Here is a 23,166-nt window from a genome sequence, read left to right as displayed (position 1 = left end):
AAGATTAATTCCATCCTGAAATAGGCATAAGATACAAGAGGGAAAGCTAAAAGCAATAAAAGCCAAACTGCAATGAAGAATTTCACACAGAAGTAACGTGTGATTTTATTTTTGTTCGAATTTTGAAATGCATCTTGTCATCGAAGGTAATTTAGTTCGTGTTTAAATTCAAATGACAATCATGATTTCATCTCATTACCTAAGCTTAGCCCTTTAACGAAGCAAAGTCAAATCACCGCGATAGACAACAGTGGCCCCATCCCGGAATAATGCTTCAATTATATAAACATATACACCAGGATTCATATAATCACCGTTGTTTCCAAAGCGGCCATTCCAGGTATTAATTGAGCCATTGCTTAAATCGGGATTTTCCTCGATATACACTTTATTGCCCCATCGATCAAATACCTGAACTGATTTAATTGCATCCACTCCAGAGCCCGTAGTTATTGTAAAGAAATCATTGATATTATCGCCATTTGGAGAAAATGCATTTGGTACATATAACTTGCGTGCATTACGGACAATAATGGTAATCTTATCGCTGACTTCACAACCATTTTCATCAATGACGGTCAAAAGGTATTCTGTATTTCTGCCCGGTCTTACAAATGAACTGGCATTTCCTGGAGTACTTACAGATCCTGATGGATTCCAAATGATGGTGTCTATCAACACATTTGAATTTAATTTGCCATCCAGGAAGATGCTGTCACCTAATTGGATCGTATCGAAATCCTTCCCAAAATTTAATGAAAGTAAATTGGTTGGATTACTTATCGTGATAGTTGTATCAACAAAACAATTATTTTTATCATAAATTCGAACCATGTAAGAACCACTAAATAATGGAACCGTTTCGCTTAGATTATTTGGAGCTCCATTATCTACGGTAAATCGATACAAAGGGCCACTGCCTCCGTTTGCCTGAAGTACAGTGAATAATATCTGGTCATTGGTACATCGTGGGGTATCGATTGGACTTAATGAAAATTGCAATGGCGGGGGTTCTTTGATCGTATAGCTAGCTGTCCCGGTACATCCTTTTACATCTGTTACAGTTAAAATATAATTTCCAACCGGTAAATTAGTTGCAACAGAATCCTGAAGAATTGGAGGATTCCAGGTAAATATACCTTTTCCACGATTTCCGCCGGTCCAGGCAGTTGTAATCCTACCATCATTTCTTCCTGAACACGTGATGTCCAAAGTAGCACCTAAAATGACGTCCACCCGCACTGAATCAGGTTGTCTCAATCGGATGGAATCCAGATAAACACAATTAAAACTATCCTTAATATTTACGTAATACATTCCATCTCCTAAATTCCCAAGGCTCGGTGTGTTGACCATAGGGTTAACCCAACAATATTGGTAGGGACCAGTTCCCCCTTTTGCTTTGATATTAATTTGACCATCGTTTGATAAATAACATCTTGGTGGAATAATACTTAGACCTGGAGTATCAATACTAATCGGAATGGCGGCTGGAACATTAAAGAAGAATGTATCGGCACAAAATCCATTGGTTACAATTACATATTGATTGCCTGAACATAGTGTGTAGGTTGTATCTGAATTTATAAATACTTGTTCACCATTGGGCCAGGTAATTGAATATGTTGAATCTTTTCCAGTTGCTAAAATGATGGCTTGCGCATCGCAGGTTCCAACTGTAGCGCAGGTAGGGGCAATGATTGAAGATAGTTGGATAGAAGTTTTTAATGGATCAGATAAAGTGAAACAAGTATCCAATGCCGGACAACCGCCCATGTCATCAACATGCAAACAATAGGTGCCTGAAACAAGATTGGTATTCACCGCGTTTTGAACGCCGTTATCCCAATTATAGATTAATACACCTTGTCCGCCAGTTACATTAACAATGATAAACCCATCATTTCTGCCAAAACATTGTGGATCTCTAATATTGGTCGAATTTATTTTAATTGCATTTCCAGATACATCCAATGTAACAGAATCAATTGCTTCACATCCATTCTGATCTGTAATGGTCACATAATATTTACCCGCAGCTACATTATTTAAAACAGCTGAATTACCAGCTACGTTCCATTTAAAGCTTTGAATCGGTCTGGAACCAGGGGTAAAAACAACTTCGACTCGCCCTGTCGCATCACCCGGACAAACCGGTTTAATTAATTTAAAACTATCAATACGAGGACCATTGGGTTGAATTACTTGATAGGATTTTATCAAGGTACAATTGTTGGCATCCGTCAGGGTTACTGTGTAATTTCCTTGGGATAGATTCGTAATTCTGGGACCCATAAATGAAGTATTCCATTTAAATGAATAAGGTCCTATTCCCCCTAAGCCACGGACATCTATAAATGCATCCATTCCGGGTTGACAAGATTCTGTAGTATCAATGGAGTTTTCAAGAATTTCCAACTTGCTTGGTTCAGACAAAACGATCGTGTCTATTCGTTCACATCCCGCATTGTCTGTAATTTTTAAATAGTAAGTTCCTTTTGGAATTTTTGGACTGATATACGTTGAGACGCCATTCTGCCCACCAAAAACAGATTGATTTAATTGATTGGTGAGTTGAAACAAACAAGGCGTATTAAGAATTCCTGCAGAACTAATAAATGAATAAATTCTACCGCTGTCGCCAAAACATTTAATGGTGTCTATTACAATGGAATCCAGTAGATTTCCCGAAAATTTAACGTCAAAATATTGTGTATCTCTACAGCCTCTGCAATCTTCAATGATTACAAATTGATTGCCGGATAAACTGTCATTGATACTAACTGTATCACAAATATTATCATTGGTGTTTTGACTCCAGTAGAAGCAATATCCGGTTACCGGACAAGGGTCTCCGCCAGTGGCTCTGGCTAAAACAATCCCATCCTGTTTACAGCTGGCATCCTTTACAATATTCACTTGTCCAAATAAAGTATCTGCAAATAAGGTAAAACTGTCTTGTGCATAACAACCTACTGAATCTTTCACGTTGACCATGTAGGTCCCTACAGGTAATTTATTGATGGTGGTCACTCCATAGGAATTCAAAGGGCGCCAACCAATTACATAAGATCCGGATCCACCTGTAATTCGTATAGAAATTGATCCATCGGATGTGTTCCAGCATGTAGGATTTTTAAGGCCATTTTGAAAAATGGCTATCGGACTTGCGAGGCCTATCACTAAATTGATCAAAGTATCTTTACCCGTTGCATCGGTTACACGTATCTGATAATTACCCGGAAATAATCCGTTATAAATAACGCAATCACCACTTTTTTGAAGAATGTCATTTTGAACAGGAGCTGTTATTTTGTCAACTCGGTAGGGTGGGGTTCCACCATAGGGCTTTATGGTAATCGTTCCGGTATTGGTAAATGTTCCACAGGAGTAAGTAATTACACATAGGTCTACAGGCTGGCCTATGCAAATTTGATTGTCATTGGAATTGATTTCTTCAAAACAGTATTCATCTGCGTTACAATCCAAAACTTCATTTTGAATGGGAGATTTATTAAAAAAATTGATGTTGGTACAAGTACCCGGTTCTCCAATTAATTTAAATTTAATCATGATCAGTGTATCCCCATCCTGCAACCCAGCACAATTTCCATTAGGATTCGCCCAAAGAAATCGAACGATTTTACGGGTGTTGTCAAAATTGATATTGTTACTGGTGTCCAATCCTACAAGTTTATTATTGGCCCACCTTGCAATGGGCATAATGACCAATGGATCATATGCTATAGCGAATTGAACAGAAAGTATGGTATCAAACTTATATACCCGTACGGGCACCCAAATACAATCACCTTTTGGGGCTGAACCCCCAATAATGTCAAATTGAACACACTTTGGCTGCGCAAAGGACGATTCGGGTTCGATCAGGCAGAATAAGAAAATAAAGGGCAAAAAGTGCTTACATAGTATTTTATAGATCATCTTCAGATCATTTGGTCCGCAAAGATATTTAAAAAAAAGGTAATATGAAATTAAGGAAGCTCAGCAATTACAACGAAGTTTTTGCCGAAAATGGTTTGCAAAACTAGGGATTTTATTTAAATAACAGGCTGACCTTTTATTAAAATGCGGTCAATCCATTTCGTGCCAAAAGAATAGGGCAGAAATTCAAAGCTGGAAACAGGGTTTGTTATAATTAAATTTGCAACTTTACCAGGGGTCAGACTACCCAATTGATCCTGTATTTCCAGGCTGTATGCCGCATTGAGGGTCATAGCATTAAAAGCTTCTTGGGGGCTTAGTTTCATCTGAATACAGGCTAAACTAAAAATAAATGGCATGCTGGAAGACGGACAGGTTCCCGGATTAAAATCGGAAGCTAAAACCATGGGCAAGCCAGCTTCAATCATTTCACGCGCCGGACCTTGTTCCAGATTCATGAAGAAAGCAGCTCCGGGTAAGAGTACCGGTAGGGTTTCTGAATTTTTAAGTTGTTCGATCTCATGGGAGTTGCAGACCTCTAAATGATCTACGCTGATTGCTCGGTGGCGAATAGCGGTTTCAATGCCTCCACTGTGTGAAAATTGATTTGTGTGGATGCGCGCTTTTAAGTTGTAGTGGGAAGCTGCTTCCAGGATTTGATCTGTTTCTGATGTACTAAAGAAATTTTGTTCGCAAAAAACATCGCAATAGTCTGCCAATCCCTCCGCTGCGATTTGAGGCATCATCTGTTTGATGATTAAATCGATATAACCTGCATGATTTTCTCTAAACGCCAAAGGGTAGGCGTGTGCAGCTAAAAAACTGGCCTTAATTGGAATTTGAAAATTTTCTTTGAGTCTCTTTATGACCCTGAGGATTTTTAATTCGTTTTCAAGATCCAAACCATAGCCGCTTTTTATTTCAATGGCGCCGGTACCGCTTTGAATAGCTACTTGTAATCGTTGGGCTGCATGTGAATACAATTCATCTTCAGATAGTAATCCTAATTTTCGTGCTGAATTGAGGATGCCACCTCCTTTTGCAGCAATTTCCTGATAACTCAAGCCATGAATGCGATCTGTAAATTCTTGTTCACGCCATGCTGCAAAAACCAGGTGCGTATGACAATCTATAAAAGAAGGAAGCACCAAACCATTTTTTGCATCCAGGATTTCACCTGAAAATTCAGGCGCATTCTGATCTGGTCCAAAAGATTTTATTTTTCCGTGTTCGATCAACAAATAAGCGTGATCCAAACAATCTAATTTATTTAACTCTTTTCCCTTCTTAAGTGCCAGAGCTGTATTAGAAACTCCAACCAATTGTTTGATATTGCGAATCAGAAGGGAACTTGAATCCATGTTGTTAAAGTCTGGGAAATTTATTAATTTGCTTTTACAACACCTGAAAAATGGTTCTTTTGCATATATGCTAAAAATACAGCCGCTTCTTCTTCAGTTTCAAATTCGCCAATTCTCACTTTAAATGTTGTTTTAGATTTGCCTGTTTCAGTAGCAATCAGTATTTGTTGATTGAAGTTAGCTGCTAACTGGATGGATAGATTGTCTGCATTATCCCGACTAGAAAATACTCCCGCCTGGATGTGAAAAGATTTTGACGCACCTGATAAATCTTGATTGGATTTTGATTCATTTTGAAAGGTGGTTTCTGTACTTGCAGAAACATTACTTTCACTTCCATTGGATTCTTGCGAAATTTTTTCTGAATCAAACTCATCCAATTCTAAAAGCGGCATTTCAATGCTCACGTTTTCATCAAGATTTGCTTCCTGACTTTTAATTTTTGCAGATTCTGGTTTTGGCATTTGTTCCAGATTTTCTTCCACCCAGGCAATAAAAGATTCTGCATTAAAAGATTCTTCTTTTCTTGAAAGAATTTTTCCAGAAGCCTTCATTAATATGATTGTAGGAAGTGCCTGTATTTTATATTCAGCTTTTAAGTTTTTTTGTTCGTCAATATCTACTTGAAAAAAGATAGCATGTTCAGCTATAAATTGTTGGACTTTTACATTTCCAAAAACAGCTTGCTCCATGTCTTTTGCTGGAATACACCATTTGGCTGTAAATTCCATAATGACAATTTTATTTTCCTGACAGGCTTTCGCTTTGGCAGCGTTGATGGTTTTTTCAGTTGGAAAATTGTTGGCTTGGAGTTGTAAACCGGAGATCCAAAGGATCAATAATGAATAGAATTTAATTGCGTTCATGTTTTTGAGTTTTTTGGTAATGAATAATATCTTAAACTGCTGCAAAAAATAGACCAAAAATTAAATTATAAAATATTAATATATATAAAATATTAATTATAAGCTTATTACACTTTAAAATAAATTTTAATAAGTTAATTGATTTGTTTCAGTTTTCTGATATCCATGTATCTTTACAGGCTCAAATCAGCTAGCATGACCAAGTTATTAGCATCTATTAAAGGCATTCAAGGATATGTTCCCGATTATGTGTTGACCAACGCAGAGTTAGAAAAAATGGTAGATACCACCGACGAATGGATTACCACCCGAACGGGAGTCAAAGAGCGACACATTCTAAAAGAGCCTGGGATGGCTACTTCAGATTTAGGTAAAAGGATGGTGGAAGAATTGTTAAAAAAGACGGGGACGAAACCGGAAGAAATTGAGTTGCTGATTTGCTGTACCGTAACGGGCGATATGAGATTTCCGGATACTGCGAGTGCTATTTGTTATAAAGTGGGAATTAAAAATGCCTTTAGTTATGATATCAACGCTGCCTGTTCCGGATTTCTATTTGGATTAACAACAGCTGCAAAATTTATTGAAAGTGGAACGCATAAAAAAATTATAGTAGTTGGGGTTGATATGATGTCTTCAATAATTGATTATACAGATCGAGCCACTTGCATCATTTTTGGAGATGGAGGAGGAGCTGTTTTATTGGAGCCGGATGACAGTGGAAATGGCATCATTGATAGTGTTTTACACGTAGATGGAGCCGGTCGTGAATTCCTTCACATGAAGGCGGGCGGTTCGCTTAAACCACCTACACATGAAACCATAGATCGCAAAGAGCACTTTGTTTTCCAGGATGGGAAACCTGTTTTTAAAGCGGCCATCAATGGAATGGTGGATACCATTCAAGACATCGTTAAAAGAAATCATTTAAGTCTGGAAGATATCAACTGGCTGGTTCCTCATCAGGCAAACATCCGTATTATAAATGGGGTTGCCGAAATGCTTGATTTCCCTAAGGAAAAAGTTATGATTAATATCCATAAGTACGGAAACACAACTTCAGGAACAATTCCATTGTGTTTATGGGAATGGGAATCCAAACTAAAAAAGGGAGACAAACTATTGTTATCTGCTTTTGGGGGTGGCTTTACCTGGGGAACGACCTACCTGAAGTGGGCCTATTAAAATGGACATGCAAACCAGACTTACCAAGTTATTGGGAATTCAATATCCTGTATTGATGGCGCCTATGTTTTTAGTTTCTAATGTTGCAATGGTTAAGGCGGCTGCTGAAAATGGAATCGCAGGATGCATTCCTGCATTAAATTTCCGTACCAATCAGGATTTGAGAAAGGCTTTGGAAGAATTAAAAGCTTCGGGAATCTGTTATGGAATCAACCTGATCGTAAATAAATCAAACTATAAATTTAAAGACCAACTCAATTTAGTGCTTGAATTTAAAGTGCCATTTGTAATTACCTCATTGGGCAATCCATCCAAAGTCATTGAAGCGTGTAAACCCAGAGGAATTAAAGTGTTTTGTGATGTTTCTACCATTGAATATGCATATAAGGCTGCAGCGCTAAATCCAGATGGACTTATTGCAGTTACCAATCAGGCAGGGGGTCATCTTGGACCCTTATCCCCGCAAGAATTTGTTCCTGAGTTAATTCGATTATTTCCTCATCTTATAATTATTTCTGCAGGTGGTGTGGGTGATTATAAATCTTTAAATGAGAAATTAAGCTTAGGGGTAGATGGAGTTTCAATTGGAACCGTTTTTATTGCTTCTGAAGAGGCGGACGTATGTTTAGAATACAAACAAGCTTGTGTAGATTATTCAGCTAAGGATATTGTTTGTACCACTAAGTTAAGTGGAATTCCCTGCACTGTAATCAATACAGACTACGTTAAAAAAATTGGAACCAAGCAAAATGTATTGCAGAAATTACTTAGCACAAATAAAACTTTTAAAAAGTGGTTTAAACTTTGGACGTACAAACGGGGAATGGATACGCTCTATAATGCTGCGTTTGATGCAGGGTATCACAACGTATGGTGCGCCGGTACCACAATAGAATACATTGATGCAATCAGACCCGTAAGCGAAATTGTTAAACGCATTGTAAAAAACAAATAAAAAACCCAACAAAAGGATTGTGATTTAATCATCTTGTTGGGTTTATAGTAAATCAACAATTTTAATCCAATCGATTAGAATAGTCTTTTTCCATTCAAAAATTATTTTAAAATCTTCCGGAGGTGTTCATCAACACCATTTACACATTCATTCCAACTTTTCCAGAAATTATCATAAGAACCGACCCCGTGAACGGATTCAAAATCTTCTTTAAACTTAATGTCCATGTCAAAATCTGCATAATGATCAAAATTATAAACAATGGAAGCATCTCTACCAGTATTACTCCAAAGATCATTGTAAAATACTCTTGAGGAAAATGGATATTTTTTTGCTTCCCAAACTGCTTTATTTTTTTTCATCAACTCTGCAAATAAGTAACGCTTTCCGGGTTTAATGTCTACTACCCAAACATCCAAATGACTTGGATTGTATCCAGCAGGTGTATAAGAAAGATCATCTTTTAGTTTCCAAAAATTGGATTCTCCGTATTCTTCTACGTGAGCATCCACATTTTTATCCCAATCATCATCATGTTTGGCATCACCTTGTGGCATGTGATCCATATCAGTATAGGTTAATGGGCCCATTCCCCAAATATACCAACCATCACTTCTGCTCCCTTCTGTAACTATTGATAAGGATGCTTTAGAAGGCCCAGAAGCATGAAACGCTGCATTATGAGCTTTTACACCTTGTTCAAATTGTTTTTCATGCCCTCGTTTTGGTTTAATAAACATATTGTTATACATGGAATAATCAGGCTTTGCAGCTGTTGTGCTTTGCGCGACCACTGAATCTGTTATAAAACAGAAAGAAAGCGCAATTAAAATCATTTTCGACATCAAATTGTATTTAAAAATTAATAATCAGTAAATATAACTAAAATATGCGTAAAAAGCTACAATGATTATTGTCAGACTCTAGATTGCAAAGAGCTGGTTGACTTTTGTTTTACGTCAGCATACAAAAGATAAGATTAAAAAATGACTCAAACTAATTGAATTCTTGCAAAGAAGCAAAGAAGCAAGGAAGCAAAGTAGCAAAGAAGTATGGATGCAATAGTTCCAGCTATCAACTAACAACGATCACCTATCAACTAATTAATTTCTCGCAGAGACGCAAAGTAGAAAAAAAGCAAGGACGCTAATAAGCTATCAAGCTAAGAAGCTAATAAGCTATCAAGCTAGCTATCAACTAACAACGATCAACTATCAACTACCCCCTATCACCTATCACCTATCAAGTTCTTGGCTGAGAAGGATTTTGTATGCCACCTTCCGGATCAAAACGTTCTGAGTTTTTAAGTTTCTTTTTGCCTTTTGTTTTTGACGCTAGTTTTACAGCTTCATAACTGTTGATCATACCACCTGATACAGAAATGTCTGACAATTTAGCATCTGTCTTAACACCTGGAACGGTTACTTTGCTAGTTTCTTTGACTGCACTTTCCAGTAATATTTTACGAACTTGTTTTGCAGTCAATTCAGGAAAATAGGAGCGTATCAAGGCAGCAACGCCTGCTGCAATCGGACTGGCCATAGAGGTTCCTTGTTCGTTCTTGTATTTGTTATTTGGAATCGTTGAATAAATTTGAACACCTGGAGAAAATAAATCAACCGATTTTTTTCCATAATTTGAAAATCCTGCGATGGATTTTGGTGCGTCTTCAAAAGATAATGCACCAACTTCTAACCAGTTGGATGCTTTATTACATCCAAGAAATTTTTTCTTGGCAAAATACTTATTGGGATAATTGGGCACCTTGTCATTGTTTTCAGCAGAATTACCGGACGCGTGTACTAATAATACATCGTGATCCTTTGCATATTTTACTGCTTCATCCACTGTTTCCTTATTAGGGGAATGCCCTTTGCCAAAACTCATATTAATGATTGAAGCACCATTGTCAACGGCGTAGCGAATGGCATTGGCAACATCTTTGTCGCGTTCATCGCCATCGGGTACACAACGAACCGACATAATGCGCACATGATCTGCTACACCATCGATGCCAATCCCATTAGACCTCTTAGCAGCCACCAATCCCGCTACATGTGTGCCATGCGAAGCATCCGGACCTTCTACATCATTGTTGCCATATATACGTTCATTGACATTGTCATAATTGTCTCCAATAATGGTTCGGGGATTGTAATCCGGATTAAATGCATACTTTAATTCATTGGTATAATGAATTTTTCCTTCTTCAAAATCTGTAACTAAAAATGATTTCAGTTCAGCTACATTTTTAAAGTTTGAGTTTTCTGCCAGGATTTGTTTAGTCATCGCAATACTCATCGAAAGGGATTTGGAATCTTTTTCATCAATGTTATTGATGTTTTCCAAATTCAAAGCTTGATCACCCAGTGCATTTGCTAAGGTATCAAGCAGTCCAAGTATTAATTTTTCAGTATGTTGAATATAATCCAAATTCGTTTGGGCACTTTTTTGGCGACTTTCAGTATCTGTCTTTAGTTTAATGAATTGATCGTATTCTTTTTTTTGTTTTCCGGTTAATTTAGAACGATCTGCTTGTTCGTATTTGTAGCGGAGTTGCGCATACAAGCGGGTCGCTTCATACGTATCATTGGCAACATTTCCATTTTTGCCTCCAATAAAATTCCACCCATGGATGTCATCGATGTAGCCATTTTTATCATCGTCGATGCCATTGCCGGGGATTTCTTTTGGATTGGTCCACATAACATCTTTTAAATCATCGTGGTCTGGTTCTACACCGGAATCCAGGATTGCAACGACGATGGTTTTAGCTTTCTTGCCGGCCAATAATTCTTTATAAGCTTTTTCAGTTGAAGTTCCATTGAGTCCATCCTGAGATTTGTCCAGTAGATGCCAATTTCTTGGTAAAGCATCCTGACCAAAAAGGTTTTGAAACATTAACAGACTGATTACCAGGAACAAATTAGGTTTTAAAAAACGCATATAATTACAGTTTAAGAATTTATTTAATGAATAAAGTGTTATTAATCAACATTTAAAATATAATATATTAATATTATTTGAAATATGTTTGTATTTTTGCCTTCTGTCATTAGCAGGTCAAAGATGAGAATAACAGTTTTAACTATCCTTAGTTTATGTTGGCTTCAAGGCATAACGCAAAATATTGACCTTGGAGTATCTTTTGGGGCATCCAATTACAGCGGGGATTTAACTGAGTCAATCAAAGCTTCTGTAAAACAAAGTCACCCATGTTTCGGACTCCATCTCCGGGCTGAAATTGACCCTGTATTTAGTCTTCGGTTGCATTTTATGCAATTGGCTGTGAGTGGGGATGATCGGTATTCCACCCGCCCTGGCATTGATAAAAGAAAGTTACAATTTGAATCTCAAATACAGGAATTGGGTTTTTATGGTCAATTTCAATTATTAAGTCTGTTTTTAGAGCGTGCTCCCAGATTGAGTCCTTACCTGGAATTTGGAGTTTCTGCATTCCATTTTAATCCAAAAGCCAATTACTTTGGCAGTGCTGTTTCATTGCAAGCCTTAGGAACTGAAGGGCAAGGAATGCCAAATTATGATCCAAAATATTCGCTTTATAGTTATGCATTGAATTTTGGCTTTGGACTGCGCTATTTTATTTCGAGTTCTTATTCATTAAGTTTGGATATGGTAGCACGGCAAACCGGTACAGATTACCTGGATGACGCTTCAAAAAATTATGTTTCTTATCAGGAATTACTTGAAAATAACGGACCGGTTGCAGCAGCCCTTGGAAACAAAATCAACGCGGCTACAGGCACCCAACGCGCCAATCCTGCTGACAAAGACTGGTTTCAATCGCTAACCATTGGATTTTCTTACCATTTTGGTAAAAAATATCATTATTTTAATCCAAGTTTGCAGAAACATCAGATTCGCTGTCCACATTTTTAACAACACCCAACGCATTGGATCCACTTGAGATCCTTCAGAAATACTGGTCTTATCCGGATTTCAGATCCCCACAAAGAGAAATTATTGATTCAATATTATCAGGCAAAGACACTGTTGCACTTTTGGCAACCGGTGCAGGAAAATCAATTTGTTTCCAGGTTCCGGCCCTTTGTTTACCCGGAGTTTGTTTAGTTATATCCCCGCTCATTGCATTGATGCAAGATCAAGTGGCCCGTTTGAAAGAATTAGGAATTCAGGCAGCGGCCATTCATTCTGGTATGCATTGGAAAGAAATGGATGCCATATTATCAAGAGCCCGCTACGGTGATTTGAAACTATTATACCTTTCACCTGAACGATTGGAAACCAAAGACAGTTTGGATGCGATCCAGTCCATACCGATCAGTTTGATTGCAGTAGATGAAGCACATTGCATTTCTCAATGGGGGCATGATTTTAGACCGGCTTATCTTAAGATCGCAACAATCAGGGAATTTACAAAGGCTCCCATTCTTGCATTGACTGCAACCGCAACGCAAAAAACAAGAGAGGAAATTAGTTTACATCTAAAACTAATCAATCCTGCTGTTTTTGAAACCAGTTTTCGTCGTGCTAATTTGTCCTTGCTTATATATGAAGAGGAGCAAAAGATGGAGGCACTCTTACATTTTTTAAAACCGATTCAAGAAAGTGCCATTGTCTATTCAAGAAATCGCAGACAAACCATTGATTTAGCACAATTCCTTGTCCAATCAGGAATATCTGCAAGGGGTTATCATGCAGGCCTATCAGCAACAGATCGGAATCAAATCCAAAAAGATTGGATTGCAAATAGAACCCAGGTGGTCGTTGCAACCAATGCATTTGGGATGGGTATTGATAAACCAGATGTGCGACTGGTAGTTCACCTGGATTTGCCCCAGGGGCTGGAAGAGTATTTTCAGGAAGCCGGTCGGGCAGGTCGGGATCAAAAAAAGTCGTATGCAGTTTTATTATACAATCAGCAAGACATCAATCGCTTGCAGCAACAATGGATTGACCAATTCCCAGATGAAGATTATATCCGTGAAGTATACAGATGTCTTGCCCTGCATTATGAAATTCCTGAAGGTGCCATAACCAACGAATCTTTTGATTTTGATATTTTAGAATTCAGCAAACGCTTTAAATTTAAACCGCTGATCTGTTTAAACGCATTAAAAATTTTAGAGCAAAACGAACGAATTGCACTGACTGAAGGAATCCTTTCACCTTCCCGGTTGCAAATCATTGCAGATATTGAAACACTGAATTCTTATCGGAATCGCGATCCTAAACTTGACCTATTGATTCAGGCTTTGTTGCGAAATTATGAAGGAATCTTTTCAGTTGCTGTACAAATTCAGGAACAAAGTTTAGTTTCAATTTGTCAATTGGATCTTGAAAAGATAATTCAACTATTAAAATATTTACATTCAGAACAGCTTATTGATTATCATCCTGCCGGCAATAAACCTCAGGTGCTTTTTATTAATACGCGAATCAGAAGTACGGTACTTACTATAAATAAAGTGTTGTATCAACAACAAAAGGAACGCATGAAAATCAGAATCCAATGGATGTTGGATTTATTAAATACTAACAAATGCAGACAAGTATTTATCTCGATGTATTTTGGACAGGAATCCGGATCTGATTGCGGCATGTGTGATAATTGTTTGGCCAAAAAATTAGGCAAACCGGATAAGCAACTTTACTTAAAATGGAAACAGCTTATTCTTGATGAATTAAACACAAAGCCTTCCATGACCTATCGCGAAATCTTGCATTTATTTCCAATCAATAAAAAATCATGGGTTGAGTCGATTGTACAAGACATGATCCTCGAGCAAGATCTCATACGACAACATGAATTAATCCGTTTAAATCCAAATAGGAATCCTCCGGCATGAGAATTATCATAACCGTAACAACGGATATTCATTACGACCAACGCGTTTGCAAAATAGCTAACAGTTTAACAAATGCCGGCCATTCGGTTGAGGTAATCGGAAGGCAAAAGGTAAAATTGGAACCCCGGATTGATTTGTTTCAAAAACGATGGATTCAGTGTTGGTTTAATAGAAGTTTTTTATTTTATGCTGAATTTAATGTAAGGCTTTTTTTTAGCTTGTTATTTAAATCATGTGATGCTTTTTTGGCTTGCGATTTAGATACCTTATTGGCGGCAGGTCTGGTCGCAAAAATCAGAAATAAAAAATTAATTTTTGATGCACATGAATACATGGAAGAATCAGTTGAACTTAGAAAGAAAAAGTGGATTTCTTCTATTTGGTCTTTCATAGGTAAACTTACGATACCCTGGACGGATGAGCGGATCACGGTATCTGATTCATTGGCCGACGAACTAAAAGCTAAATACAGGTTACCGTTTCATGTAATCAGAAATTTACCCTATTTTCAGGATATTAAGCCAAATGACCATCCACAAAAAATCATTTGGTATCAAGGCGCATTAAATGAAGGGCGAGGGCTGGATCTGGTCCTGGAATGTTTGCTTGAATTGCCGGATTATCGTTTTCATCTGGCTGGTACCGGAGATCTGGAAGAACATTTAAAAAATCGCACACAACAATTGGGATTAGAAAACCGGGTACAGTTTTTTGGTCGTCTGAGCTATCAAGAAATGTTGAGCCATGCACGAAATGCATTTGTAGGTATTGATTTATTAGAATCAGATAGTAAAAGTTATTGGTTCTCTTTAAGTAATAAGACTTTTGATTATATGCAAGCGATGTTGCCATCGATTCAAATGAATTTTCCGGAATACCAGCAAATCCAAAAGCAGTTTAAAACCAATATATTATTAGACGAACTATCAAGAAATAATGTTATCGACGCGATCGTGAAATTTGAAAATACTGAATTTTATTTTGGATGTAAAAAGTCCTGCAACTTGGCAAAACAAACCTTTCATTGGAAAGAAGAGGAGAAAACCTTGTTGCCAATTTTTAGTAAATAAGTTAATTTTAACTGGCAAATGGCATTTGATCCAACATTGCTTTTAATAAAGTAAAATATAGCGTTACTTTTAGGGCTCCTAAAAAATTTCATGGACCAAAACCGCAGTTTCTTTTTACATGCCTTAACTTATGCCTGGGTTCTTTTTCTTATAGGGATTGGAATGTTGGCATGGTTTCATGGATTGGGTTTGGAAAGAAAGCTTAAAGAAAATACGGCATTGGCTGTTGAATTGAAGCAGGGGAGCACTAAAGCTCAAATTCAGGAATTCAGGATCTGGTTAGAACAACAAGAACAATTGATTCCAGCAAGCATCAGGCTGATCGAAGCAAAAGACTATCAAAACCTAATTGACAAAGAAATGGTGTCCCAGGATTCTGCTTTGGAATGGGGCACTTTAATGCCTGTACTCATTATTTTCAAACTAAAACAAGAATTTTTAGATAAACAGCGTTTAAGTTCTTTTGAGGAGTCCGTTTATAAGCATTCGATCGTGAGCCATTTTAGTTATCAAAACGAAATCACAAGTAAATTATCAAATGTGGTCGACCGGATCCGAATGATATTCCTTGGGATCACATTGGTTTTTATCCTGGTAGGGATACTAATAAGTGATTATTTAGCTCAGGTATTTGTCGATTCCAGAACCGGAATCATACGCTCCTGGAATGAATTGGGTACAAATCCCCAGAAAATAATTCAACCGTATTTAAAACGGGCCAGCCTCTTGGGATTGGCCAGTGCATGTATGAGCGTATTCATTATGGGTATCATCATTTTATTGATTAATTACCTGCTTCCCTGGGGACTCGAATGGCTTGAAATAAAAAAATTCTTTTATGTTTTGCTCATTTTGCTGATTTTAGGCCCAACTTTGCAATATTTCCTCGTGAAACGAAAAATACTTTCAGTTATAAACAATTAAATAATGGGAGAATCCAAACAGAAAAAATCAAAATCAACGGTTCAGGCTCCAAGCAATATTCAGGAAAAAATGAGTTCTGAAAAACGTTCCTTTAATAAACCCATGTTTGAAATGACCTATGGTTGGGCTCAGTATAAATGGATGTTGATCGGATTGGGATTCATTGCCCTGGGTTTAATCCTGATGTCCGGAGGCTGGATGCCAAGTCCGGATGTTTGGGATGAAAGCATTATTTACAGTTCGAGACGCTTGGTGTTAGCCCCCATTTGTATGATTATTGGACTGGGCCTGCAGATTTATGCAATCTTTAAGCTTGATTAGAGCCCATTAGCATTCAAACTTATTTGCGGTATTCAATTAGTTTGTTTTCACGCTAACAAACCTGGCAATTATTTTATGCAGTTAACCAAAGACACCATTAGCCAAGCTGATTTTGCATCTGGTTGTTTAATTTTGGTAGACAAGCCTTATGGACTTACTTCCTTTAAGGTGGTTCACAAACTGCGCAGTCGAATTTCAGACCGCAACAAGACTAAACTTAAAATTGGGCATGCAGGCACCCTCGACCCATTGGCAACAGGTTTATTGATTCTATGTACCGGAAAAATGACCCGCCAAATTGATAGCTATCAAGCTTTGGTAAAAGAGTATTCCGGCATTATTACTTTAGGGGCTACCAGGCCAACTTTTGATATGGAAAGTCCTATCAATGAAGTGTTTAACTGGAATCACATTCAATCGGAGCAAATCGAATTGGTAAGACAAGGCTTTTTAGGCGAACAATGGATGACTCCACCCATTCATTCGGCTGTTCAAATTCAAGGCAAACGTGCCTATGAATTGGCTCGGAAAGGCTTAGAACCCCAATTGGAACCCCGTTTAATTTGTATCGATTCATTGAAAGTAGATAGTTCAAATTTGCCTGAATTGCGTTTTAATGTTGTTTGCAGTAAGGGCACCTACATCCGAAGTCTGGCGAATGAATTTGGCAAGCGACTGGGTTCGGGTGCATACTTAGCTGCCTTGCGCCGGGAAGCAATAGGCGACTATTCAGTGGACTCTGCTTGGAATCTGGAAGAATTGCTTGATTTATTGAATTAAGCCCCCCTTCTTCATCGCATTTTTTGTATTCTTTCGTTATACCTTTGCCGATCATTTAAAATGAACTATGTCTATTCAGCTGCATAATCTTACCAAGATTTATGGTACACAGCTTGCGGTTGATCACATCAGTTTTTCAGCCGGTAAAGCTGAAATTGTTGGATTTTTAGGCCCTAATGGCGCTGGAAAAACAACAACCATGAAAATGATTTGTGGTTACCTGCAAGCCACTGAAGGAGAAATTAAAGTCTGTGGGATGGACATCACCGAATATCCAATTGAAGTAAAACGCAAAATTGGATATTTACCGGAACACAATCCACTCTATAAGGATATGTATGTTCGGGAATACCTCTTGTTTTTTGCAAAACTTCTAAAAATTGCAAATCCTAAGAAACGTGTAGAAGATTGTATTGAACTTACCGGCCTTAGCATAGAACAAAATAAGCGGATTGGTTCGTTGTCAAAAGGCTACAGGCAACGGGTGGGACTTAGTCAGGCCTTATTGCACGATCCGGAAGTACTGATATTGGATGAACCTACCAGTGGCCTGGATCCAAATCAACTAATGGAAATCAGACAATTAATCAGACGAATTGGAAATCAAAAAACCCTGTTGCTATCTACCCATATCATGCAGGAAGTGCAGGCTTTGTGTGATCGGGTTTTAATTATCAATAAAGGAAAATTAGTTGCGGATGAACCAATCGGCGCGTTGCTCCAAATGCAAAAACATAAACGCATCATTTCAATAGAGTTTGCATCCCAGGTTGATGTAAGCCAGTTATCAAAAATCAGTTTAGTTGAATCTGTGCAGAAAGTATCGGAGTATAAATTTTTGATACATTCTGCTGCCGAAAATGATATCCGGGAAGAATTATTTAAAATTTGTGCTAAAAATTCCTGGACCATTTTAGAAATGAAAGAAGAAAAATCCAGCATTGAATCTGTATTTAACCAACTAACAACTTCAAAATAATATGTGGACTCTGGCAACACGTGAAATCAGAAGTTTTTTCAGTAGCCTCATTGGCTACATGGTGATTGGAATTTTTGCAATTATTATGGGCTTGATTCTTTGGGTCTTTCCTGATTTTAGTTTGTTAAACTATAATTATGCTGGCTTGGATCAATTGTTTTCTTTGGCACCCATGATGTTTGTTTTTTTAATTCCAGCCATAACCATGCGTTCATTTTCTGAAGAATTGCAAAATGGTACCTTGGAAATATTATTGACCAAACCACTCCATGAGTATGAAATAGTACTTGGGAAATTTATTGCTGCACTTTGTTTAGTTGGAATTGCATTAATTCCAAGTGGTTTGTATTATTTTTCAATTTATCAATTGGGATCGCCAGTTGGCAACATTGACAGCGGTTCTGTATTAGGATCTTATATTGGATTGCTTTTTTTATCGGCAGGTTTTACCGCAATTGGAATATTTTGTTCCTCTTTATTTAAAAACCAAATCGTTTCATTTTTGTGTGCTTTATGTTTGTGTTATTTAATTTATTTTGGTTTTTTTTATATTTCAAAATTGCCAGTATTTTTTGGTAAAACCGATGATATCATTCAGCAATTGGGTATGGATTACCACTACAATTCAATGGGCAAAGCACAATTGTTATTATCAGATTGCATCTATTTTATTAGTTTGGCCGGCTTTTTTATTTTTCTTACTGTTGAAACCATTAAAAGCAGAAACTTCTGATGGCATTCTTTGTAAAACTGGAACGAAGTGTAAGAATCCTATTGGTTTTAGGAATTCTTATTTTTATTAATATCATCGCATCCCTTTTTAATGCATCCGTCGATTTGTCAGAAGATCGTAGATTTTCACTTACACCTGCGAGCATTCATACTATCCAGAATATCAATGACAACATTTACATACGGGTATTATTGGATGGCGAATTTCCTGCAGGATTCAAAAGATTGAGACAAGGGGTTAACGATCTGTTGTTTCAATACAAAAAGAGAAACGGATTTATTTCATTTGAATTTGAAAATCCTAATGAAGGATCTGTGGAGGAAATAAACAAACGCAGAGAAAATCTTTCGAAAGATGGTTTGGTTCCAATAAACTTGCAGGTACGCAGTGGGACAGAAAAAAATGAACAGTTGATTTACCCTTATGCGATATTTAATTATGGCGAACGAAAAATAGCAGTGAGTTTATTAGAAAACGTTCCCGAATTAGATCAGGAGGAAAATCTAAACAACAGCATTTCACAGCTTGAATATAAATTTTCAAATGCTATCGATAAACTATTGCATCCTGAAAAGAAAAATGTATTATTGACAAGCGCCAACGGTGAATTGCCAACAGAAGAAACCAAAGCCATTGAAACCCTTTTACGCCCATTTTATAATGTAGGAAGAATTAATTTGGACAGTGTGTATCAAATTAAAAAGGAAGCAGATGTTTTGATTGTAAATAAGCCAACTAAACTATTTTCTGAACGGTCGAAATTTATCTTGGATCAATACATTATGAATGGTGGCAAAGTGATCTGGTTTGTGGATGCACTTAAAATGAGTTTGGATAGTTTAGCAACGCGAAGTGAATTTATTCCGGAGCCACAGGATTTGAATTTAGGGGATCTCTTTTTTAAGTATGGTTTTCGGATTGAGTCAAACATGGTTTTGGATATGGAATGCTCCAGAATTCCTCAGGTAATTGGCAAAGTTGGAGACAAACCCCAGATCGAGTTATTTTCCTGGTACTATTTCCCAATTCCGGCACCTCGAACCAATCATCCGATTGTAAATAACATTGATAGAATCTTAATGGATTTTCCTGCAAGTATTGATACATTAAAAACAAAACAAGTTGTCCGAAAAATTCCTTTAATTGTATCTTCTAATTACAGTCGGTTTCAATTAGCACCTGCAAAAGTAAGTTTTGACATATTGAGGTATAAACCGGAACCTGAAAAATTTAATAAGCCCAATTTAATTATGGGATTGCTTTTGGAGGGGACTTTTAATTCTGCTTTTGAAAACAGAGTCGAAGAAAGCATGTTGCAATCCCTAAAATCAATTCAAGCGGAATTTAAAAGCAGCAGTTCGGAGACCAAAATGATTGTAGTATCAGATGGGGATGTGTTGAAGAATTATTATGATTTTTCTACCAATAAATTTTCAACACTGGGATATAGTAAATTTGAAAAAACGACCTACAATGGGAATAAGGAGTTTTTTCTCAATTCCATTGAGTATTTAACGAATAGGGAAAATATACTGGAAGCAAGATCCAAACAATACAAAATCAGATTATTAAATCAAGTCAAAATTGATCAGGAACGAAGTTTTTGGCAGGTATTGAATTTAGGACTTCCTTTAGTTATTTTAATTTTATTTGGAATCGGAAATACGTATTGGCGTAAGAATCGTTATACTAAAAACACAGCATGAGGCGCAATGCAATTTATTTTTTAGTTGTCTTATTTATAGTCCTTGGTGGATTAGCCTGGTACGGATTGAACAAACCGGATGAAAAAATGAGTGCCATTCTTGCCGACAGGGATTTTGCAATTAAAGACATTGATGATGTAGGCAAAATATTTTTGGCTGGAAGGGATACAACACCCAATACCCTTGAATTGATTAATGGGACCTGGATGATCAATGCTAAGTACAAAGCAAATCCAAATGCTGTTAAAAATTTATTGGAAACATTGCGGGATATTAAAATGCAGTCCATACCACCCAAAGGCCATATTAAAGGGATTATGGAAGGGCTGGCCGTTTTTGGAATTAAAGTTGAAATTTATTCCAGGAAACTCGAAAAATTAAAGACCTATTATGTAGGATCTGGAACGCACAGTGAATACGGTACCTATTTCTATATGGAAAATGGGCAGCAACCTTATATTATGGAGATTCCTCATTTTTCAGGGAATGTAAGAGAACGCTATGATTTAAGTGAGCTTGATTGGAGGGACCGCAGCGTTATGGATGTAGATTATCAGGATATCGAGGCAGTACAGGTGAGTTATCTGGATGAGAAATCAGAGTCTTTTACAATACGTAAAATTGAAAACAGCTTGAAATTATATGATTTTACAAATCAAGAAATTTCTTTGAATTCAAAAGCAAAAAAGACGGTTGAAAATTATCTTAAAGAATTTCCGGATGTTGGTGCAGAAGCTATCCAGAATGATCATCCTCAACGAAAACTGCTTGAAGAATTGGAGCCATTTTGTACCATAGAAATTAAGCGATTATCCAATGCAAATCCATTGATTTGTAAATTTTACCCTATTGAAATAGATTCGGTAGGTGAGGCATCCCAAGAAGTTAAACAGACTCATTTAAAAAGAGCTGAATTTTTCAGGATGCACGTCATACGGAGCGACGGAGATTTTTTATTAGTGCAGTATCCGGTTGTAGAAAAATTATTCAGAACGCGTCAAAGTTTTCAATAGTTCGTTTTATATTTGTTATGTCAACAGGATTACACCCATCCTGAAGATCTTTTTATGATTTGCAATTATAACACGGCAATCATAGCTATTTTTTAAAATTAATGGAGTCCTCGGTAAGCCTATCAAACGGGGCTTGTTTTTTTTGTAAACGCTTTTTTACGGAAGTAATTAAGATGTTTAAAAAATTGCAATGCAAAATGTTTAGGCTTATCGTGATTCTTTAAAATGAAAGCACATGAGAATTGGCCTGATTTGTATTTTATTATTTATTGGATTTTATTCTGTAGCGCGTCTTAAAGATCAAGTCGTGTGGGGCTTTTTTGGACACAAGTTAATCAACCGACTTGCCGTGTTTACGCTTCCGGAGCCTATGATTGAATTTTACAAAGCACATCTGGATTATATAGTCGAACATTCTGTAGATCCGGATAAAAGGCGTTATGCAGTAAAAACAGAAGCCATTTGCCATTTTATTGATCTTGATAAATGGATAGAAGAAAATCATAGCCTTCCTGATAAAGATTTGTTGAAAGCATTTATTAGAAACAATGCAATTTATTTGACTTCCAGGGATTCCAAAGTGCTCTTGTTTGACACGTTGTTTACGGTTTCTAAAAATACGGATTCTTTGTTTTATAGTAAAAAAATGCTTGAATCTGGATTAGTAGTTGAATCCGGAATTGAATTAAATGATTTTTACCAAGTGCTGAAACAACGGGATTTTAATTTTTTTAACGGAGACGAATGGATTTTTCCTTCTTATTATTTTGAAACCATCTTCCCTTGGATTCATGTGGAGGATCAAATTGAAATCGTGGATCGCTTTTCTGTACATGGCATCTTACCTTATAATCTGGAGCGTTGTTTTTATCGTTTGGTAAAAGCGTTTCAAACAAAAAATGTTTCTGCAATTTTACGAGGTTCTGCTGAATTGGGACATTATATAGGAGATGCACATGTTCCATTGCACACCACCATGAATTACAATGGTCAATTGACCAATCAACATGGAATCCATGCATTTTGGGAAAGCAGAATTCCCGAATTATTTGCTGTTGAAACATTTGATTTTGTGGTAGGAAAAGCAGAATACATCAGCGATGTAAGAGAACGGATTTGGGATATTATCGTGGAAAGTCATAAAGGCGTAGCCTTTGTTTTGGATATGGAGTTTAAACTCAATAGCGTAACCCCTGATGACGAGAAATTTTGTTATGATACCAGGTTAAATACAGTTATTAAAACGCAATGCAAAGAATATGCGAAACGGTATATGGATTTATTAGATAATCAGGTGGAAGAGCGGATGCGGGAAAGTATTTTTGCTTTGGGCAGCTTTTGGATGACGGCCTGGTATGAAGCAGGTCAACCGGATCTCAATGCATTGATCGCAGATTCCAATAATTTGACTTTTGATTTACAAGACAGTGTGATATTTAATAAGGCGCTCATCATAGATAGAGATCACGAGTAAAGCATTCAAGGAATTTCGTGTGTGGA

Annotated in this window: 18 protein-coding genes; 13 read left to right on the top strand and 5 right to left on the bottom strand. The window is 37.0% G+C overall.

Going from position 1 to position 23,166, the window contains the following annotated elements; translation table 11 throughout:
- Positions 1–213: 213 nt before the first annotated feature.
- From IPJ80_00780 to IPJ80_00770, 3 genes are all read right to left on the bottom strand, one after another.
- On the bottom strand, positions 214–3,942 hold the full coding sequence (locus IPJ80_00780) for a gliding motility-associated C-terminal domain-containing protein (protein ID MBK7912017.1): 3,729 nt from the start codon (positions 3,940–3,942) through the stop codon (positions 214–216).
- Between the two features lie 116 nt (positions 3,943–4,058).
- Entirely contained in the window at positions 4,059–5,303 is a 1,245-nt protein-coding gene (locus IPJ80_00775; GenBank protein MBK7912016.1) for an imidazolonepropionase, read from the bottom strand.
- 23 nt (positions 5,304–5,326) lie between these two features.
- Complete coding sequence (locus tag IPJ80_00770; protein ID MBK7912015.1) at positions 5,327–6,169, bottom strand: SPOR domain-containing protein; 843 nt, start codon at positions 6,167–6,169, stop codon at positions 5,327–5,329.
- 195 nt (positions 6,170–6,364) lie between these two features.
- On the opposite strand from IPJ80_00770, the gene IPJ80_00765 reads away from it, so the two are divergent.
- Together IPJ80_00765 and IPJ80_00760 are read left to right on the top strand one after the other, a co-directional pair.
- Entirely contained in the window at positions 6,365–7,354 is a 990-nt protein-coding gene (locus IPJ80_00765) for a ketoacyl-ACP synthase III (protein ID MBK7912014.1), read from the top strand.
- A gap of 7 nt (positions 7,355–7,361) precedes the next feature.
- Positions 7,362–8,309, top strand: coding sequence for a nitronate monooxygenase (locus IPJ80_00760; GenBank protein ID MBK7912013.1), 948 nt, complete (start codon positions 7,362–7,364; stop codon positions 8,307–8,309).
- A 101-nt stretch (positions 8,310–8,410) separates the two neighbouring features.
- On the opposite strand, the gene IPJ80_00755 is transcribed toward IPJ80_00760, so the two are convergent.
- Both IPJ80_00755 and IPJ80_00750 read right to left on the bottom strand, forming a co-directional pair.
- Entirely contained in the window at positions 8,411–9,154 is a 744-nt protein-coding gene (locus IPJ80_00755) for a hypothetical protein (GenBank protein ID MBK7912012.1), read from the bottom strand.
- 397 nt (positions 9,155–9,551) lie between these two features.
- Positions 9,552–11,255 (bottom strand): S8 family peptidase, encoded by a 1,704-nt coding sequence (locus IPJ80_00750; GenBank protein MBK7912011.1) that lies wholly within the window; start codon positions 11,253–11,255, stop codon positions 9,552–9,554.
- Between the two features lie 123 nt (positions 11,256–11,378).
- On the opposite strand from IPJ80_00750, the gene IPJ80_00745 reads away from it, so the two are divergent.
- The 11 genes from IPJ80_00745 to IPJ80_00695 all read left to right on the top strand — a co-directional run bounded on the left by IPJ80_00745 (position 11,379) and on the right by IPJ80_00695 (position 23,140).
- Positions 11,379–12,209, top strand: coding sequence for an outer membrane beta-barrel protein (locus IPJ80_00745; protein MBK7912010.1), 831 nt, complete (start codon positions 11,379–11,381; stop codon positions 12,207–12,209).
- 14 nt (positions 12,210–12,223) lie between these two features.
- A complete protein-coding gene (locus IPJ80_00740) occupies positions 12,224–14,140 on the top strand; it encodes a RecQ family ATP-dependent DNA helicase (GenBank protein ID MBK7912009.1) in 1,917 nt (638 codons plus the stop codon).
- Positions 14,137–15,210, top strand: coding sequence for a glycosyltransferase (locus IPJ80_00735; GenBank protein ID MBK7912008.1), 1,074 nt, complete (start codon positions 14,137–14,139; stop codon positions 15,208–15,210). Before IPJ80_00740 ends, IPJ80_00735 begins: the two co-directional genes overlap by 4 nt.
- Before the next feature lie 90 nt (positions 15,211–15,300).
- Positions 15,301–16,134 carry a hypothetical protein gene (locus tag IPJ80_00730; GenBank protein ID MBK7912007.1) on the top strand — a complete coding sequence of 278 codons (834 nt, stop codon included), beginning with the start codon at positions 15,301–15,303 and terminating at the stop codon, positions 16,132–16,134.
- Between the two features lie 102 nt (positions 16,135–16,236).
- Complete coding sequence (locus IPJ80_00725) at positions 16,237–16,455, top strand: DUF3098 domain-containing protein (protein MBK7912006.1); 219 nt, start codon at positions 16,237–16,239, stop codon at positions 16,453–16,455.
- Between the two features lie 75 nt (positions 16,456–16,530).
- A complete protein-coding gene (gene truB / locus IPJ80_00720; GenBank protein MBK7912005.1) occupies positions 16,531–17,235 on the top strand; it encodes a tRNA pseudouridine(55) synthase TruB in 705 nt (234 codons plus the stop codon).
- Positions 17,236–17,302: 67 nt separating this feature from the next.
- Complete coding sequence (gene gldA / locus IPJ80_00715) at positions 17,303–18,214, top strand: gliding motility-associated ABC transporter ATP-binding subunit GldA (protein ID MBK7912004.1); 912 nt, start codon at positions 17,303–17,305, stop codon at positions 18,212–18,214.
- 1 nt (position 18,215) lies between these two features.
- Positions 18,216–18,947, top strand: a complete 732-nt coding sequence (locus tag IPJ80_00710) for an ABC transporter permease subunit (GenBank protein MBK7912003.1) — start codon at positions 18,216–18,218, stop codon at positions 18,945–18,947.
- Positions 18,947–20,653, top strand: coding sequence for a gliding motility-associated ABC transporter substrate-binding protein GldG (gene gldG, locus IPJ80_00705; GenBank protein ID MBK7912002.1), 1,707 nt, complete (start codon positions 18,947–18,949; stop codon positions 20,651–20,653). Before IPJ80_00710 ends, gldG begins: the two co-directional genes overlap by 1 nt.
- Positions 20,650–21,666 (top strand): DUF4340 domain-containing protein, encoded by a 1,017-nt coding sequence (locus tag IPJ80_00700; GenBank protein MBK7912001.1) that lies wholly within the window; start codon positions 20,650–20,652, stop codon positions 21,664–21,666. The genes gldG and IPJ80_00700 overlap by 4 nt, the downstream gene beginning before the upstream one ends.
- 235 nt (positions 21,667–21,901) lie before the next feature.
- The gene (locus IPJ80_00695) at positions 21,902–23,140 is read left to right on the top strand and encodes a hypothetical protein (protein MBK7912000.1); all 1,239 of its coding nucleotides are present in this window, start codon (positions 21,902–21,904) and stop codon (positions 23,138–23,140) included.
- Positions 23,141–23,166 lie beyond the last annotated feature (26 nt).

The organism is Saprospiraceae bacterium (assembly GCA_016714025.1).
In the GTDB taxonomy this organism is placed as follows: domain Bacteria; phylum Bacteroidota; class Bacteroidia; order Chitinophagales; family Saprospiraceae; genus Vicinibacter.
The sequence above is the reverse complement of the archived record's forward strand: the minus strand, read 5'-3'. Positions and strand labels throughout refer to the sequence as shown.